Raw genomic sequence first — 16970 nt, forward strand, 5'->3', positions numbered from 1 at the left:
ACCTATTCACCGTTTTTGATTAATCCCCATCTGCCTCTAAGATTTTTTGAGAGACATCCAAAGCGGGAATCAGCACATTGTAATAATCTTTTTGAAGATTATTAACGCTATCATAAGCTTTTTTGACCTTTTCGTTCGGTGTTTGCAAATCATCATCACTTAAAACAAAAACATCTTGAGTTGCTTGTTTTAATAAATCACGCGTCGTTTCCAGCTGTTTGGTGGCTCCCGACAATTCAATTAAATCACCCAAATTTAGATAATCTTGTTCTAATATCAACGCTTCTTGCACCTCAAACAAAGCTTGCATTGCCTGACTACTTAAATGGCTATAAGGGTACTCAGAACGATTGTATGACGCACCTGTATCTTTATATTTCAAGGTGTACCCCATCACATCCCCTATTCGCCAATCTTTAATCTGAAACGTCAAGTTTGATAACTTATCCATAAAATTGGTCAACATCAATTTAGGATCACTAATAATCTGGGGGTGAAACTCTTGGTAAGCCTGATAAATGTTTTGTAGTTGGAAACAAACGTTTTCTGTGACAAAACGAGCCAATTCTAACTGTCGCTCAGATACTTCATCTTGGGAAAATAAAAAATATTCCAAGGCATTAATCGTTTGGTAAGATGTTTTATACAAGGCTGAAGAAGCAGGTTTATCGCTATTTACAATACGTTCAAGCTGTGCAAATAAATCCCCCTTACCCACATGAAAGTTATCAATAAAAACAGGCGTATCTTTCATATCATCATTGTATTCTCCCAAGATATAACTACCTTGGACTTTTTTCCACGACAACACGAGCTGTTTAAATGATGCAGTCAGATTCGCCTCTCTGGAACCTGCTTGCGTGTGTTTTAAAACCTCATTAAACTCTGTACAGGAATCTACTGCTTGTTGAGCATAAGGTAACAAAATATGATCATAAATCGAATCCATCGTTTCTTGTTTTTGGGCTTCAGGGTCTTTTACAAACACCAATACGCCAATAACGACTAGGACAGCCATACCCATTAATATTTTTTTTAACCCACCGTTTTTCATAAAGACTCCAAAAATTCTAATAAAGCTTGGCGATCACTTGCATTTAATTGCTGAAATTTTTCTTTCGAGTACAAGGCTTCACCGCCATGCCACATAATCGCTTCCGTCATTGTTTTTGCTCGTGCATCATGCAACAAAGGGATACCTGCCATCACTTTGGCCCCCAAGCCCCACAAAGGTGTTGTGCGAAACTCTCGGTCCGTAGCCTCAAACTCAAAGCGTCCATCAGACAAAGCGTCCCCCATATCATGCAACAACACATCCGTAAAAGGCTGAAACACGAGTCCTGTCACCGTTTTTTGTTCGGGTGTGTGACAAGATGCACATTTAAGTGATTTAAACAAAGCATACCCTTTACCTTGCAAAGCAATATTAGCAGGAGATTTCATATATAACAAATAATTTGCAATCGCCTGCAATCGATTATCAGGTAAATCAAGATTACCCTCAGGAGTTTGTGCTGATTTAGGAGCATTCAAACAAGCTTGTTGATACGAAGTACATAATTCTTCTGGATAATATGAATTAGTTAAACCCATATCATTGGCAGCTGCATGAGCCGTTTGCATTGCAATATTTGCAGCACTCGCTTTATACCCAAATCGCCCTAACTCTTTTGTCCGCGTCAAAGGATTATATACCCAATTGACTCGACCGCTTATCCCATCTTGATCACGATCGTCGGGATCGGCATGACTTAAAATATCCTTTTCAGCGATTTGTGCCAGCAATCCTTGCCCCACCAATAAAGGCGAAAAACGAATACTGATAACACTATCTTTATTCAAAGGACCATAATTTAAATGATCAACTTCTGCAATAGGCTTTTTAAGCACAACGATCGTGCCATCTGCCAACTTTTCTTCATGTGTTTGCCATTTGATTTTTGTTTCCATCTCAAAAGGCACTTCCACACTACCATTGATAGCAATTTGTCCACCATAAATCGGATCATAAACCGTTGCCTCTTCCATAGGACGTTGCGAATGTTGTTTAGGCATTGACAACTTAAACACTAAGGCCCGATTAATACCTGATGTCGGGGTAAACAAATCTGCTTTTAAACGATTAACTGCATGACAAGATGTACAGGAATTCGCATTAAACAAAGGGCCTAAGCCATCTCTTGCCGTTGTCGCGGTCGGTGCCAACACCCACGGTTTTGAAAAAAACGACTTCCCCAACATAAAAGAATCGAGCTGCTCATCGCTAATATCAGCCACTGGACGATGTGACGGCAAATTGGCACGCGATTCAAATAAGCCTTGATTTTGTGATGTAAAAACTGTTTTCTCATCTGTGTGGACGATGTTTTGACGAGAATCTTGAGCATCCTTTACATGTTCAATATGCTTTTGAGCTATATTGCCAGCAACCGACTTATTCTCAACTATCTGGTGATCTGGCGTGGTACTAACGATATGAGCATTCGCCACACAAAAAAATGAACCATTTAAAACAACCCAAAACCATCTATTTAATGCTTTCATCATTCCCCACCAGTCGCTCAACTTACCCAACCTAGCCTTTAACCACCCGATGATCCGTCATGACGACTAAACTCACCACATCATTCATTTCGTTTAATGTTCACGTTTCCCATCATTCACATCTAGGTACGTTTACTTTTAACCACCCGATGATCGGTGATAACGACTAAACTCATCTCATCATTCATTCGTTTAATGTTCACGTTCCCCATCATTCACATCTAGGTCCGTTTACTTTTAACTACCCGATGATCGGTGATTTTTAAATCATTTTGATGGGATCAATACCATCAAAAAAGGGGCCATCGCCCCTTTGTACATTTAGCCTTTTGAGCCATTTTCTTCGTAACTACGATTTTCTTCTGAATCAGTCACGTCTTGAGTGGTTAAACTAACACCGTAATTTTTAGCGACAACCACCATTTGGTCACCAATACGACGCAATTCATTCTTCAAACTCACGATATTCTGACGTTCTGCACGATTTTCAGGATGAATCTGATAGTCAAAGTGCATCGTTGTTTTCGCCAATTTGTCAATTTTCGCGATACGTTTTTGGGCAGATTCAATCATTTTATCGATGGCTTGAGCATCTGCTGTCGGCAAGACAGATTCTAACGAAGCACCGTATTTCTTACCTTGATACGTACCACGGAAGACGTTCACAAACCCTTGGAAGTTTGCATCAATATCACGGTGAGTGTTATCAGAAAAGCATGAATGCTCATCTTCTTCACTAGGAGTCAAGACGGCCACAGCAATACGTTCATTCGCCAATTCTGACTTAACAAACTGACCCATTCCAATGAAAATATTACGCAATGACTCTTCGTAAGGAATGTTTTTCTTCGCATCATCACCTTTTAATTGGTGAGTCAACGCCGCACGATATTCACCTGTTTTCGGATCCCATGCACTGGTTACCAAAGTCAAGTCATCGACTAATTTATTCGCAGCCGCTTTCAAATATTCTAAACGGCGAGCGGCAAATTTATCTGTTGTAAAATCGCTTAAAGGACGTTGTCCCGCAACCGTTGCACCATGCGTCACTTTATCTTCTACAAAATTAGCATAGTCTTGGTCTTGACCCCACAACAAAAACTCGATCGCGTGGTAACCTGAGGCAACGTTTGCTTCACCGCCATTTTCATTCAATTCAGTCAAGACTTCAGGCGTAATCTTATCGATATTAACGGCAGTAGGCTTCTCACCACCTGGCGTATAGTCGCCTTTACTTTGGATGATATTATGGCCTGTTAGCTGACCATCCGCATCCACCGTATAATCAATCATGTTTTCATCTAATGGCCACGCATTAATCTGCCCTTCCAGATTACCGTATTTTTCAGCCACCCATCCCTCTTCTGCATCAATAGGACCTTGAGACAAACGGAAAATTTCTGACTGGCCGTACGATTCGCGAGCCACTAACCATGCTTGACGAGCTTTCTGGTATGTGTCTTCTGTTGGATTCGCCGCAAACGCATCAATCGCCACTTTTAATTTTTTCGCATCTTCTAAACTATCGTGATAGTTCGCGTAGGCCAATGCCGCATAAGTATTTAAAAAAGTTTCTGCGTTTTTTGTTTGTTCAGCTGTCAACTCCGCATGGGCCACACCTCCAAATGTCGCCCAACCAATCGCCATTGCAAGCGTTAATTTTTTCATCGTTTTCATGGATCTTCCCTTTGAATATAAAACCATAACAGCATGATTATAATCACTTTAAATCTCAAATGCAAATAATTTTTATTTAGTTTTATGCCAAATTATTTTACCCAAAATAAATATGTTTTTTTCTACTTCTGAGCCATCAACTTACTTAGTTATTTTGAGATGAATCATTTTTTATCGTAAAATAATAACTTTTTTCTAAGTTACCTATATCCATATTTTTTTAAAAATTGACTTAGAAATCGTTAATTACCCTTTTGAATGAAAAATATTTTATGTATATTTCATCGACTCCCAACGTTACGGTCAAATATCCCGGTCTTGTTATTTTTAGTTTAGCCCTCGGTGCGTTTTCTTTAGGCATTACAGAGTTTTCAGTAATGACCTTGATTGTTCAAATCGCACAAAGCTGGCAAATTCCTACCACTACGGCGACGCATCTAATTAGTGCCTATGCCATCGGTGTCGTTATTGGGGCCCCTTTACTATCACTGTATCTCACTAACTTACCTCGACGCAAAGCACTATTAACATGTATGGGCTTTTTTGTTCTCACGCATATTGCCTGCATTCTTTCTCCCAACTACGAATTATTATTAGTCTTTAGATTCTTATCAGGTCTGCCACACGGTGCTTATTTAGGGGTTGCTAGCCTAGTTGCTGCGGGTATCATGGGCCCTGAAAATAGAGGAAAAGCCGTCGCTAGGGTCTTGCTAGGATTAACGATTGCCACCATTATTGGAGCCCCTTTGCTTAATTATGTCGGCAACTTCATTAACTGGCGTATTTTCATGATGGTTGCCATCCTGACGGCTACTTTATGCATCATGGGTTTAATCTTTTCTATTCCCACCCACTATCGACAAGAACATGCGGATCTTAAACAAGAACTAAAAGCATTGGGCAATACTCAAATCTGGCTAGCACTTGCTTGCGGGGCAGTTGGTTTTGGTGGTATGTTTGCCGTTTACTCTTATATGGCAGACGTATTGCAACATTACACTCATATTTCCCATGAAGTAGAACCTTGGATATATTGTGTATTTGGTATCGGCTTCTCCTTAGGGTATATGATTATGGGCCATTTTATCGATAAAAGCGTAACATGGTCTGGTATCGGCATTATTTTATGGGCGATTTTGTGGTTAGTAACTTACCCTTTTATCGTGCACCAAATATATCTTGTCTTTATTTGGTCAATTGCTATCGGTATAAGCGGCGGGATTGGAGCTGTTTTGCAAGTTCGATTAATGGATGTGGCGGGCAATGCTCAAACGATGGCCGCCGCTCTCAATCACAGTGCTTTTAATACTGCCAATGCCATTGGGCCATTATTGGGAGGCTACGCGATTACTCATCTTGGTGGCGGTTCGTTCTACCCAATAGTCGGTTATGTCGGTGCAGGACTGGCTGTATTAGGGCTTCTATTATGGATTATCGGCACCATGACCTATCATCCGCATACGCACCAAGTCCCTCAAAGTCGCGTGATCAAACACTAATTTTTTTATCTGACAAGAACGTTCTGAATGATACACTTCTTTTAACAAAGATATATCGTTATTAACGAACGTTCTTACTAACATCATTCCCCTCCCACACCCCACACAAATCCTCATCATGAGTGGGATAAATCTCTGAATCCTTGTCATCCGCAAAATGCTTTTTTGACTCCACAGGCTTGTTCTCATTGGCTCAAATCATTACTTAAACGTTCAATTAACTATATAATATCTGTTATAAAAACAATTGAAAGATGATGATGAGAAACCGTTCTATTTTATTATTTGCATTAAGTATCATTTTTTTCTTTTCTGGGTTTTCAGCCCTTATTTATCAAGTCAGTTGGCAACGACTGTTATTTGCCAATATCGGCATTGACTTAACGTCCATTACAGTCATCATTTCTGTTTTTATGGCAGGATTGGGAATTGGGGCGTTTTTTGGTGGACGTATCGCTGATCGTTTTTCTCATCGAATCATTTATTTATTCTGCTTTACCGAACTACTAATTGGCTTATGCGGATTCATCAGTTACACCGTGTTATTAAATATCGGACACTGGCTGGCTCAATCTCATTGGATCATCGTCTCTTTATTCAGTTTTTTGGTCTTAATTCTCCCCACCTTTCTCATGGGAGCAACCTTACCATTATTGACGTGTTACTTTAATCAAAAGCTCCAAAACATCGGCCAATCCATTGGTATCCTTTATTTCACTAATACACTAGGTGCTGCTTTTGGTTCTTTAAGCACCTCTTTATTTTTATTTAATCATTTAACCCTTTCACAAACCATTCATCTTGCTGCAAGTATCAATGTTTCTCTGGCTATGGGGGTCGCCTGCCTCATTCTTTTGTATCGAAAAACAAATATTCCCATTATTCCTCAAAACAAAGAGAATGACCCCATTATCAACACTCAAACATCTATACCACTTATTTATCTACTATCTTTTGCCAGTGGTTTTCTTTGTTTGGGTTTAGAGGTTATTTGGATTCGCCTTATTTCCTTTTCCATGTTTTCAGTGCCACAAGCCTTTGCGATCACGCTGGGTATCTTTTTAATAGGCATTGCGATAGGTGCATGGTTTGGCAAACGCATTTGTGAACAAAAAGATTTAAGCATACTCGATGTCGCCCAATACTTCTTTTTATCAGGTTGTTTGGACCTTCTTTTATTAATTATCAGCTACATGTTTATGGGCACTGCACTCTTTTCAAAAGTCGCCTTATTGTTGATTTTAATTAGTGCAAGTGTTAGAGGGCTGATATTTCCTATGGTTCATCATATTGGCACCATCAAAAATAAAAACGGCAAACAAATTTCTAATGTTTATTTTGCCAATGTATTAGGAAGTTCTTTAGCACCTATTTTAATCGGTATGGTGGCATTAGATTATCTCCATACTCAACATATTTATTTGTTAATCTGCCTTTTATCGGTTCTCATTTTTTTAATCTGTCAAATCAAACTGAGCACGCCTATTTTACGCATACCTGTCATCCTAATTAGCTTGGGTTTAATCGGTTCACTATGGGTGCCTGAAAAAGTCTTACATTCATTGTCTCAAACACATTATCGTTCTTTGATCCAATTAATTGAAAACAAACACGGCATCATCCAAATTTATCAAGATAACGATGAACACGTGGTATTCGGGGCCAATGTTTACGATGGTATCTTCAACGTTAATCTACTTAAAAAAGATGCACATGATGATGCCAGTGTTAATCGTATCGAACGTGCCTATTTACTAACCACGCTTCACTCGCATCCTGAAAAAGTGTTGATTATTGGGTTGAGCACAGGTTCATGGGCCGAAATTCTTGCTAGTATGCCTGAAGCAAAAGAGATAACCATTGTTGAAATTAATTCTGCTTATCAAGATCTCATTACCCAATACGACAGTATTCGACCCTTGCTTGATGATCCTCGCGTACACATCATCACCGATGACGGTAGAAAATGGTTACGTCAACATCCTAAAGAAAAGTTTGATATGGTATTGATGAACACTACTTGGCATTGGCGTGCTTATACTGCGAATTTACTGAGTATTGATTTTATCGAGATGATTCATCAACACCTCAATCCTCAAGGTATTTTGATGTATAACAGCACGGGTTCACGTGAAGTATTTAATACAGCCATAGCCGTTTTTCCTCACGTTTACCAATACTACAATATGGTAGTCGCATCCAATCAAGCTATTGATTTCCCCAGTGATGAGGTTTTAAGCGAACGTTTAGCACGTTTACAGTGGCAAAATGGACAAAACGTATTTACGCCTGTTGAACTACCTCAAGCCATTAAACAGATTAAATCCATTACCTTTAAACCTATTACTAAACCGTTTAACCAAGGTGAAATCATCACGGATAATAATATGTTGACCGAGTTTAAATATGGATTGTGGAACCAAGTTCAAAAGTAACTATGCGTAAACAGCAGTTTAATCAAGCGTGTCCACAGATATTCAAGCATCATCTGTTCACCTTATTTTAATATACGTCCGAAAACCGCTTGTATAAAGGGGATTGATTGTATGTTTAAATTTATTTTTTTAATAACTCTAAAATGACTCTTAAAGAACGGCTTATTTAGTACGTTTTAAAGTCATCACTCAAAAAACGTTTTTTAACGAGTGTTGAAAAACATCATCACGAATTGTTTTAAGAAATGTTATTCACGATCTCGTGATAAGAACGGCTTATTTAATTTTTCGATTTTCTAAACATGGATTTTCTTGTCGAATAGAAATTATCTTTTGATAATCGAGCTCAGCAACAGCCATTCCAAGCCCATCATTTCCAACCCCTGACAAGATATTGCCCATCGGATCAATAATCATACTATGCCCACAAGATCGTTTTGGTGACTGTCCGCTAGCCAGTACATAAGCCGTATTTTCAATCGCTCTGGCACGATTTAATATTTCCCAATGAGCCTCTTTATTTTGTCCAGCAATCCAAGCAGCACTCACGGACAATACATTCACGCCTTTATCAATTAATCGACGAGCCAGTTCTGGAAATCTTAAATCATAACAATTAATCAAACCAAAACGAAAATCGCCTATATCAAAGATACCGATCTGATCTGGGTGTCCCGAGCAAATGCGATCGGATTCTTTATAACTAAACGCATCGTAGGGATGGATTTTGTTATATCGAACCATTAACTCCCCATCAGCATTAAACACGACTAATTGGTTGCAAACACGATGATCAGCACGGTTTTCAGGTAATGCCACGATGCCTGCAACCAAATAAATATTATTTTTAATAACTAATTGTCTTAATCGCTCAAGAAAGACAGGCGTATAATGTTCGGCTATTTCAGCGACATCTTTACTGGCAAATGAAACTTGACAAGCCTCAGGCAACACCAACAAACGGACGGCCTGTTCTGAAGCCTCATTTACCAGACGCTCAATGTGAGACCAATTCGCATCTAAATCATAGCCCGAAGCAAACTGGCCCACGGCTACCTTTAAGCGATTTAGCGATTTCATGAATCCGTTCTCGCTTCCAATGCCGCAACTGCTGGCAATACTTTACCTTCCAAAAACTCAAGAAAAGCACCACCCCCAGTTGAAATATAGCCCATCTTATCGGCAATATTAAATTTTGCAATGGCTGCCAACGTATCGCCACCTCCAGCAATAGAAAAGGCTTTCGAGTTAGCGATTGCGTTAGCCAACACCTGAGTGCCTTGTGCAAAAGCATCAAACTCAAATACACCCACGGGACCGTTCCAAACAACTGTACCTGCTTGATCAATAATACCAGCCAATGTGCGAGCGGTTTCTGGACCAATATCCAAAATCATATCATCGCTATCAACCTCTTGTGCAGACTTAATCGTCGCTTTGGCCGTCGCTGCAAACTGATCTGCCACCACCACATCCGTTGGGATAGGCACTTGAGCTCCTCTACTTTTCATCAACTCAATAATATCTTTGGCTTCTTGTACTTGTTCCACCTCAACCAAGGATTTACCCACTGGCAGGCCCATTGCTAACATAAACGTATTGGCAATCCCGCCACCAACAATAAGCTGGTCAACCTTTTGAGCCAAAGACTTCAAAATACTTAATTTAGTAGAAACTTTAGAACCTGCCACAATCGCCACAAGTGGACGTGCAGGATGCTTCAATACTTTGTCCAATGCTTGAAGTTCTGCTTCTAACAAAGGACCTGCACACGCGATTTTGGCATATTTGGCCATACCATGTGTTGTCGCTTCAGCACGATGGGCCGTTCCAAAAGCATCATTAACATAAATATCACACAGTGAGGCCATTTTCTGGGCAAGCTCATCATTATCTTTTTTCTCACCGACATTCACACGACAGTTTTCCAACAGCACGACTTCGCCAGGTTTAACAGACACGCCGTTTTCTACCCAATGCTGAACCAAACGAACTTCTTTACCTAATAAATCAGACATACGCTTTGCTACAGGCAATAAGCTGTCTTTTTCGGTCAATACACCTTCTGTAGGACGACCCAAATGAGAGGTAACCATCACGGCTGCCCCTGCTTGCAAAGCTAACTCAATCGCTGGCAAAGACGCTCGTATACGAGTATCCTCCGTGATATTTCCTTTGTCATCAAAAGGGACATTTAAATCAGAACGAATAAAAACTTTTTTGTCTTTCAAAGCATTTGCTTTCGCAAGTTCAGTTAATGTTTTAACCACGGTCATACTCCTTTTTTGGTCACCCGCTCATTTTAAACGATGTATTCTGTTTCTGGGCTAAATAAATCACAATTAAAGCATGATATATGAGAGAATAAGCAAAAAAATCTTGTGTCACTATCTAACATGAAGCATCTAAAAACCTTGACCTTTTTGTTATTGAATTATGGGCTCTGTTCGTTTTCTTTAGCAAACACCAACATTAATCTGGGGAGTCATTCTCTTTTTTATGCAAACGTCCCCCCTGTTTGCATCACGGTTATTGCCAATGATCAAGAAGCCACCTCTATGATTCAAAATGCTTTAAACCGCTGTCCCGCAAACTATGCCGTAAAAATATCGCCTGCCATTACCAGCAATAGCATTTACACAGGCCCGATTTTTATTCCCAGTTCTCGCTATTTGTGGATTGATAAAAATGTAACGGTCAAGCCTATTCAGAACCTTGCTTTGTTTAATAAAGACCAAGAAACTTGCGGTTCGATCACATCAACCGCCAAAAAAACATGTCATGCTATTTTCAATCTAAAAAACACCAAAAACAACGGTATTATTGGTGAAGGTGTCATATATGGTAATGGCGATGAAAGCTATCAATCCAATCGACGCACGGCGTGGGAAGTGAATCAAAAAGCGACTGCACAAAAACGTTATGTTGATTTTCCCAACCTTATTGACGTTGAAAATAGCACCAATGCATTGATACAAGGACTCAATTTAACTCAATCTGCAGACACGCATATTGAAGTGAACAAAAGTGCAAACATACGGATTAAAGACATTACCATTCAAACATTCACCTCTTTAAATCGAACAAATGGTATTTCAATTACCGCCTCGCACCACATTAATGCTAATAATTTAAACATTCGTACAGGCGGGGCCCATGTTCTGGTTACCACCACTCTGCCGCATGAAAAAACGGAATACATTGAGCTTAAAAATTTAAAATTGTATGAGGGACGAGGATTGTTGTTTGCCCCCAATTATCTTGGTTCCATTGCTCACGTTCTAGTTGAACAGGCTAATTTTCACAAAGCTACTAACGGTGTTTGGTTGGTCAGCAATATGAAAATGGGAGGCAAATTTTCCGATTTTCAGATTAACCATACTTTGTTTAACGAAACAACTCACGCCATTCGCATCGATACCAGTTTTGGCAACAATCCAAAAGGAACGACAGAACCTGACATTCAAAATATTTCCTTTAATCACTTTACGATTTACGGCTTGACTAACCTTATTTACAATGGCATCAATGCGATAAAACCTCCGACCATTTATATGAGTGATGGCGAGATTATTGGGCCTTATAAGACCATTCGACAAAAAATTCACCTCAAAGAAACTAATGTCACCTACAGAAGATAAGGCTTTTCATTTAATACGTGTAAAACTGGCTGGTACACATGAATAAGCAATGATGTGCTTGTATGGCTCAATGCTGTTCGTTCAACAACTGGCTATTACACGTGAATAAGCAAGGATGGGTTTGTATGGCTCAACGCTGTTCGTTCAACAACTGACTGGTTCACACGAATAAGCAAAGATGGGTTTGTATGGTTCAACGCTGTTCGATTGGTATCAAGGAAACAAGTTACTTATGAACAGCTTTTACATCCACATCCAAGCTACCTTTACCTAACATCACCGTCAACGATTGGCCTTTTTTCACATCTTTAGCATTTCTAATCGCCTTATCCTCATCCAACACAATGGCATAACCACGTTCCAGAATCGCTTTAGGATTAAGATTGCTTAATCGATGTTTCAACGGTTCATAACGATCTTTTATTTTTTGGTAGTGTTCTTTTTGAGACTGCGTTAACTTAAATAATAAGTATTGAACTTGAGTTTCTTTGTTTTTTAATTTTTCCTCCATTAAATGATGCAACGTTGATCGTGTATCCCCAATATCTTGCGAAGCTTGAAACAAAATATTTTCCGAATAAAGCACCAAACGAGTCATCAAATTCTGATACTTTGAAGTCGCCATATTGATTCGATGTTCTGGCGTGACTAATTGATTTTTCAATGTTTGCAACTGATAAGCCATCATCTGAAGCCTTTGATCCATGGCCTGTTTCAGGCGACTTTCTAGGTTTTGATACCTTGTTCTTGCTATATCAAACTGTCGCTCTGGAGTCACTAATCTCGACGTTAACGAACTTAAATGATAACTTAGTCCTTGCAAACGTTTATCAACAGAAGCATCCATGCGAGTCGGCAAATATGAAACTCGATGAGCATATTCAGTTAACCGATTTGCCTGAGCATGATGCAAGCGAGACAGATGTTCATTTAACTTTTGTTTTTGTAATAACAAAATATGATCAGGCGAACGCAAGCCCGCTCTTGCTTTATCGACACGAATCATATTTTCATGAATCTTATACAAGATGTATTGATTCAATCGAGTAGATAAATCTTTAAACGTGGTTTCTTTTTCTTCAAACTGAGTTTCAAAGAAATAATTTAAATGCAGTTTAGCGTGGTTTAAACGCTGGATAATATGTTCATTCGACGGACAAGCCAACTCCGCTGCGGCAGTAGGGGTCGCCGCTCTCATATCGGCCACATAATCACAAATCGTGGTGTCCACCTCATGTCCTACCCCACTAATGATAGGAATCGGGCAATGAAAAATATCTCTTGCCAAATCGGGGTCATTAAAACACCACAAATCTTCTCGCGATCCTCCGCCTCTAACAATCAAAAGAACATCTACCTCATTTCTTTCTACAGCCTGTTGCAAAGCCTGTCTCAGACTTACTGCTGCTGTCTTTCCTTGAACCAATGAGGGATATAAAATAATTTTGACAAAAGGCGAACGTCGTCTCAATGTCGTGACCACATCATGAAAAGCCGCTGCTTCGCTAGATGTAATTAACCCAATCGTCTGAGGATAAGTAGGAATATTTTTTTTGTGTAATGGATCAAATAAGCCCTCATCTTGCAACGCCAATACTAAACGTTTAAAAGCCAGTTCTAAATCACCCTCACCCGCCAAGGTCATATAACTGACAATAATTTGAAATTCGCCGCGTGGCACAAATATATTGGCTCGAGCAATCACTTCTACCAACATACCTGTTTTCATCTCGAAGTTTAAACTGGACGCTGAACCTGAAAACATCACCGCATTAATCGAACCATCGTTATCTTTCAAGGTGAAATAGACATGCCCAGAAGCTGCTTTAACATGCTTTGAAATCTCCCCTCTTATCCGAACCACACCATAACGTTCAGACAAATCAAAAGAGACCATTTTGTTAAATTCTGATACGCTTAATACTTTGACGCTCATACTCTCAGACCATTGAATCCATCAAATTTCAATATGCAATCATCATTATATACAAATCACCGTATCAAAACGAGGGATGATGCGATTTTTTGAATGTCGGTTCAAAGCGAAACACCTTAGTTCAATCTCGTTTACATCACACGATTGGCGTTTTAAGACGACTTCAATCTCTATACAGGATGGGGCTTATCGTTTTATTAAAGTGTTGGCTAGTTTAAAGTCGTGAACTCATGCTTTTGTAGTGCTGTGTTTAAGGATGCTACCACTTTTTTTTGTTGGCTAAGATTAACGTTTTTTTAGTAAAGAATGCTAAAGAACAGGCTTATCGAATGTTGGCTAGTTTAAGTCGTCATTCATGCTTTTGTAGTGGTGTGTTTAAGGTTGCTACCACTTTTTTTTGTTGGCTAAGATTAGCGTTTTTAACGGGGATATATTAAAAAAGCTTATGAGCACGAATTCACATCCTTGTAGCCAATCTCTAACAAAACTTAAAAATATTTTTTCACATAAAAAAACAGGATAAGAACATCTTATCCTGTTTAATTTTACTTCTCGACTCACATTACCAAGGCCATGTACTCTCGGTCGTTTCTGTATCCTTGTACAGCTGTTCATTAATCTGGTTCATCTGTCTCATCTGACGTTGGAACTGCATCTGTTGCTGTAAAAGTTGTTGCTGTTGGATGGCTGCATTCAACTGAGCCGCTTGTTGTTGAGCAACTAATTGTTCATAAACTAAACGCTGTTGCTGTGCTAACTGCTGTTGCATCGCTTGTTGTTCAGCTAATTGTTGTTGCTGAACTAACTCCATTTTACCTTCAGCTGTTTGGTAATATGCTTCTAAAGCCTGTTGTTTACGACGTTCTTGTTCTCTTTGGCGAGTAATTTGTTCTCTTTCTTGTCGCTTCATCAAGTCTTCAACAAGAACAGCCTCTTGTTCAAAATTACGTCTAAATGCACTACATTCAGCAGGTGGCAATACACTGGCAACCTGTTCAATACGCATTTTAGACAATCTTGGCCATAATCTTTTCTCTAAGTCCATTTTATATCGCATCGCTGCAGGACTAGAACGTAACGTACGACTATTATTGATACCTAGAATTGCCTGTTCAAAACTCAAATAATAGTTATACATGAGATAAGCCTGAGGCTTAGTCAAGTTCATCGGATTACTCTGGATGTCTTCCAAAGTGCGTCCCTCATATTCAGGATTCAAACAAAGATCAATACCCTTTGTTACCCCGTAAAGCCTCATAAAATCTTGTTCTGAAATTTTATAGACAAGCTCACTAGGATTTTCCTTTACCGCACAAGCCGTAAGAAAAACCACAGATAATAGTGCTATGGCTGCCTTTTTAAACATAACAATCCCTTAAAACTTAACCACTCATCAAACCCAAACATGACAGATTATAATCTGAAATGCCCTGATTCCTTTAGTATAAATGATTTCTTAGATAAATCTCTATAGTAACAACCTCATATTATATGATGTTGATAACACTTACTCAACTATTTAAACAATTTTTGTAACAAAAAACGAATATCTTAGATGATTTTGTTTTAAAAATGGTTCTTTTTCATCAAGAATGATACAAATCATACAGTGGCTTTTCTTTTTCTTTTGATCTAAATTAATTTTATTCATATATCACAACTGTTTTATTTAATTTTACTCATTTTGAAATTTTGTTTATTTCTCCACACTTGATCCCCACTTTTGATGCTCACCATTGTCTGGATGATACGGACGATAACATTTACAGATGGATAATGAGGATATTTTGTTTTAAGGCGTGTGGCGGTTTTTAAGCGTTTAAGTGTGGGATATTTTTTTATTGAAGTTCTAGAAATTTAAGCGATACGATGTGCCAAAACTATTTAAATTTTAATCTATGTTGTAGCAATAATAGGCCTCTACATCATAATGAAAATCTTCAAACAAATCCACATCCGTAACACACTGACTATACATTTTAGATAATTGAACTCTTAACGCCCCGATGTTATGTATCCACTTCAAGCCATTTTTAATAAAATAACGCCCTCTATAGGCTTTCTCATCTTCAACCATCTCGTAACCTAGTTTAATGGCTAATTTCTCACTTTCCGTAAGCCTTAAAGCAAAGTATTTATGAGTATTGAAATAAGACCCAGCCTCTGACTGTTTCGACTCTTTTTTAATCAAATCGACGTTAGATTCTTGAGATAGCTTATCTGAACTTAAAGACGTTTTTTCATCTAAACCTATATCACCATTAAATGGTAAATTAATATAACCATCAGATAAATCTATAGAAGGTCTAAAAACTAGTCTTTTAGGTTTTTCAACCTGTTGACTGGAAAAAGAAAGATCGGAAATATAAGGATTTTCATGAATACCTGGATAGTCACGACTAGGTTTTTTATCGGTTTCAGGCGGATTTACGATAAGCCCCTGAACATCACGGCTTAGCTGTAACCCAGAAAACGCAAAACGATTATTCATATTACTTACCTACCCTAAAAAAACCAAAAGTATTTTTAACTACCTCAACAAAGCCCTGAATCCTTGCTTTCATCGTTATTGTGAATCTTTATTTCATCGTTTCGTTTTATTTACGAATTTGTGTGGTGGCAGAATCACAAGTGTTAGATGATTTTGCTTCATCGCTAACACAGGCATGGATCCTTGCTTTCATCGTTATTGTGAATCTTTATTTCATCGTTTCGTTTTATTTACGAATTTGTGTGGTGGCAGAATCACAAGTGTTGGATGGTTTTGATTCATGGCTAAAACAGGCATGAATCCTTGCTTTCATTGTTATTGTGAATCTTTATTTCATCGTTTCGTTTTATTTACGAATTTGTGTGGTGGCAGAATCACAGGTATTGGATGGTTTTGCTTCATCGCTAACACAGGCATGGATCTTTGTCTGATTTTTCTAATAAATTTAATAGGACAAAGACGCATTCGTAGGAATCGTAGCATTCATCAGCATTCCTACATCTTTTAAAAGGTACTCTTGAAAAGGGATAAATAAAAAAGTTACTCAAGTCAACAAGACTTTAAAAAAAAATGACCGTCTGCAAGAACATAACATCAATTAGACTTGATGAACGTTATACATATCGGTCATTCGTTTATCTGAGTGTAAATGCAATGCGTTGTTTATCGATGGTTAATGAATAATGCCATCAACGCTTTATGCAGTAAAAGACTTCAAGAAAGAACAGCTGTCACTTAAACAATCAA

General features: G+C 38.6%; 12 protein-coding genes. 4 read left to right on the plus strand and 8 right to left on the minus strand.

Going from position 1 to position 16970, the window contains the following annotated elements:
- Positions 1-19: 19 nt before the first annotated feature.
- From IX83_RS05650 to IX83_RS05660, 3 genes are all read right to left on the minus strand, one after another.
- Positions 20-1054, minus strand: coding sequence for an imelysin family protein (locus tag IX83_RS05650; protein ID WP_038500121.1), 1035 nt, complete (start codon positions 1052-1054; stop codon positions 20-22).
- Positions 1051-2547: a di-heme oxidoredictase family protein gene (locus IX83_RS05655; protein WP_077315865.1), complete on the minus strand. Its 1497-nt coding sequence runs from the start codon at positions 2545-2547 to the stop codon at positions 1051-1053. Before IX83_RS05655 ends, IX83_RS05650 begins: the two co-directional genes overlap by 4 nt.
- A gap of 318 nt (positions 2548-2865) precedes the next feature.
- Complete coding sequence (locus IX83_RS05660) at positions 2866-4221, minus strand: imelysin family protein (RefSeq protein WP_038500124.1); 1356 nt, start codon at positions 4219-4221, stop codon at positions 2866-2868.
- Between the two features lie 272 nt (positions 4222-4493).
- On the opposite strand from IX83_RS05660, the gene IX83_RS05665 reads away from it, so the two are divergent.
- Together IX83_RS05665 and IX83_RS05670 are read left to right on the plus strand one after the other, a co-directional pair.
- Positions 4494-5720 carry an MFS transporter gene (locus IX83_RS05665; protein WP_051919371.1) on the plus strand — a complete coding sequence of 409 codons (1227 nt, stop codon included), beginning with the start codon at positions 4494-4496 and terminating at the stop codon, positions 5718-5720.
- 254 nt (positions 5721-5974) lie between these two features.
- On the plus strand, positions 5975-8155 hold the full coding sequence (locus tag IX83_RS05670; RefSeq protein ID WP_143244800.1) for a fused MFS/spermidine synthase: 2181 nt from the start codon (positions 5975-5977) through the stop codon (positions 8153-8155).
- Positions 8156-8431: 276 nt separating this feature from the next.
- On the opposite strand, the gene IX83_RS05675 is transcribed toward IX83_RS05670, so the two are convergent.
- Together IX83_RS05675 and IX83_RS05680 are read right to left on the minus strand one after the other, a co-directional pair.
- A complete protein-coding gene (locus IX83_RS05675) occupies positions 8432-9235 on the minus strand; it encodes a nitrilase-related carbon-nitrogen hydrolase (RefSeq protein WP_038500126.1) in 804 nt (267 codons plus the stop codon).
- Positions 9232-10431, minus strand: coding sequence for a phosphoglycerate kinase (locus IX83_RS05680; protein ID WP_038500129.1), 1200 nt, complete (start codon positions 10429-10431; stop codon positions 9232-9234). The genes IX83_RS05675 and IX83_RS05680 overlap by 4 nt, the downstream gene beginning before the upstream one ends.
- Positions 10432-10713: 282 nt before the next feature.
- On the opposite strand from IX83_RS05680, the gene IX83_RS05685 reads away from it, so the two are divergent.
- Positions 10714-11796, plus strand: coding sequence for a glycosyl hydrolase family 28 protein (locus IX83_RS05685; RefSeq protein WP_158074701.1), 1083 nt, complete (start codon positions 10714-10716; stop codon positions 11794-11796).
- Positions 11797-12022: 226 nt separating this feature from the next.
- On the opposite strand, the gene xseA is transcribed toward IX83_RS05685, so the two are convergent.
- The 3 genes from xseA to IX83_RS05700 form a co-directional block, all read right to left on the minus strand.
- Positions 12023-13732 carry an exodeoxyribonuclease VII large subunit gene (gene xseA / locus IX83_RS05690; RefSeq protein WP_051919377.1) on the minus strand — a complete coding sequence of 570 codons (1710 nt, stop codon included), beginning with the start codon at positions 13730-13732 and terminating at the stop codon, positions 12023-12025.
- A 562-nt stretch (positions 13733-14294) separates the two neighbouring features.
- Positions 14295-15098, minus strand: a complete 804-nt coding sequence (locus tag IX83_RS05695; protein WP_038500134.1) for a hypothetical protein — start codon at positions 15096-15098, stop codon at positions 14295-14297.
- A 525-nt stretch (positions 15099-15623) separates the two neighbouring features.
- Positions 15624-16223: a hypothetical protein gene (locus tag IX83_RS05700; RefSeq protein ID WP_038500137.1), complete on the minus strand. Its 600-nt coding sequence runs from the start codon at positions 16221-16223 to the stop codon at positions 15624-15626.
- A gap of 125 nt (positions 16224-16348) precedes the next feature.
- On the opposite strand from IX83_RS05700, the gene IX83_RS09025 reads away from it, so the two are divergent.
- Positions 16349-16522 carry a hypothetical protein gene (locus IX83_RS09025; RefSeq protein ID WP_158332741.1) on the plus strand — a complete coding sequence of 58 codons (174 nt, stop codon included), beginning with the start codon at positions 16349-16351 and terminating at the stop codon, positions 16520-16522.
- The last annotated feature ends 448 nt before the right edge of the window (positions 16523-16970 follow it).

Origin of the sequence: Basilea psittacipulmonis DSM 24701 (genome assembly GCF_000743945.1) — a bacterium.
GTDB lineage: Bacteria > Pseudomonadota > Gammaproteobacteria > Burkholderiales > Burkholderiaceae_B > Basilea > Basilea psittacipulmonis.

Excerpts from the sequence above, each read along its gene's own strand:
- IX83_RS05650 (WP_038500121.1), bottom strand. The coding sequence starts at position 1,054 with ATGAAAAACGGTGGGTTAAAAAAAATATTAATGGGTATGGCTGTCCTA.
- IX83_RS05655 (WP_077315865.1), bottom strand. The coding sequence starts at position 2,547 with ATGATGAAAGCATTAAATAGATGGTTTTGGGTTGTTTTAAATGGTTCA.
- IX83_RS05660 (WP_038500124.1), bottom strand. The coding sequence starts at position 4,221 with ATGAAAACGATGAAAAAATTAACGCTTGCAATGGCGATTGGTTGGGCG.
- IX83_RS05665 (WP_051919371.1), top strand. The coding sequence starts at position 4,494 with ATGTATATTTCATCGACTCCCAACGTTACGGTCAAATATCCCGGTCTT.
- IX83_RS05670 (WP_143244800.1), top strand. The coding sequence starts at position 5,975 with ATGATGATGAGAAACCGTTCTATTTTATTATTTGCATTAAGTATCATT.
- IX83_RS05675 (WP_038500126.1), bottom strand. The coding sequence starts at position 9,235 with ATGAAATCGCTAAATCGCTTAAAGGTAGCCGTGGGCCAGTTTGCTTCG.
- IX83_RS05680 (WP_038500129.1), bottom strand. The coding sequence starts at position 10,431 with ATGACCGTGGTTAAAACATTAACTGAACTTGCGAAAGCAAATGCTTTG.
- IX83_RS05685 (WP_158074701.1), top strand. The coding sequence starts at position 10,714 with ATGATTCAAAATGCTTTAAACCGCTGTCCCGCAAACTATGCCGTAAAA.
- xseA (WP_051919377.1), bottom strand. The coding sequence starts at position 13,732 with ATGAGCGTCAAAGTATTAAGCGTATCAGAATTTAACAAAATGGTCTCT.
- IX83_RS05695 (WP_038500134.1), bottom strand. The coding sequence starts at position 15,098 with ATGTTTAAAAAGGCAGCCATAGCACTATTATCTGTGGTTTTTCTTACG.
- IX83_RS05700 (WP_038500137.1), bottom strand. The coding sequence starts at position 16,223 with ATGAATAATCGTTTTGCGTTTTCTGGGTTACAGCTAAGCCGTGATGTT.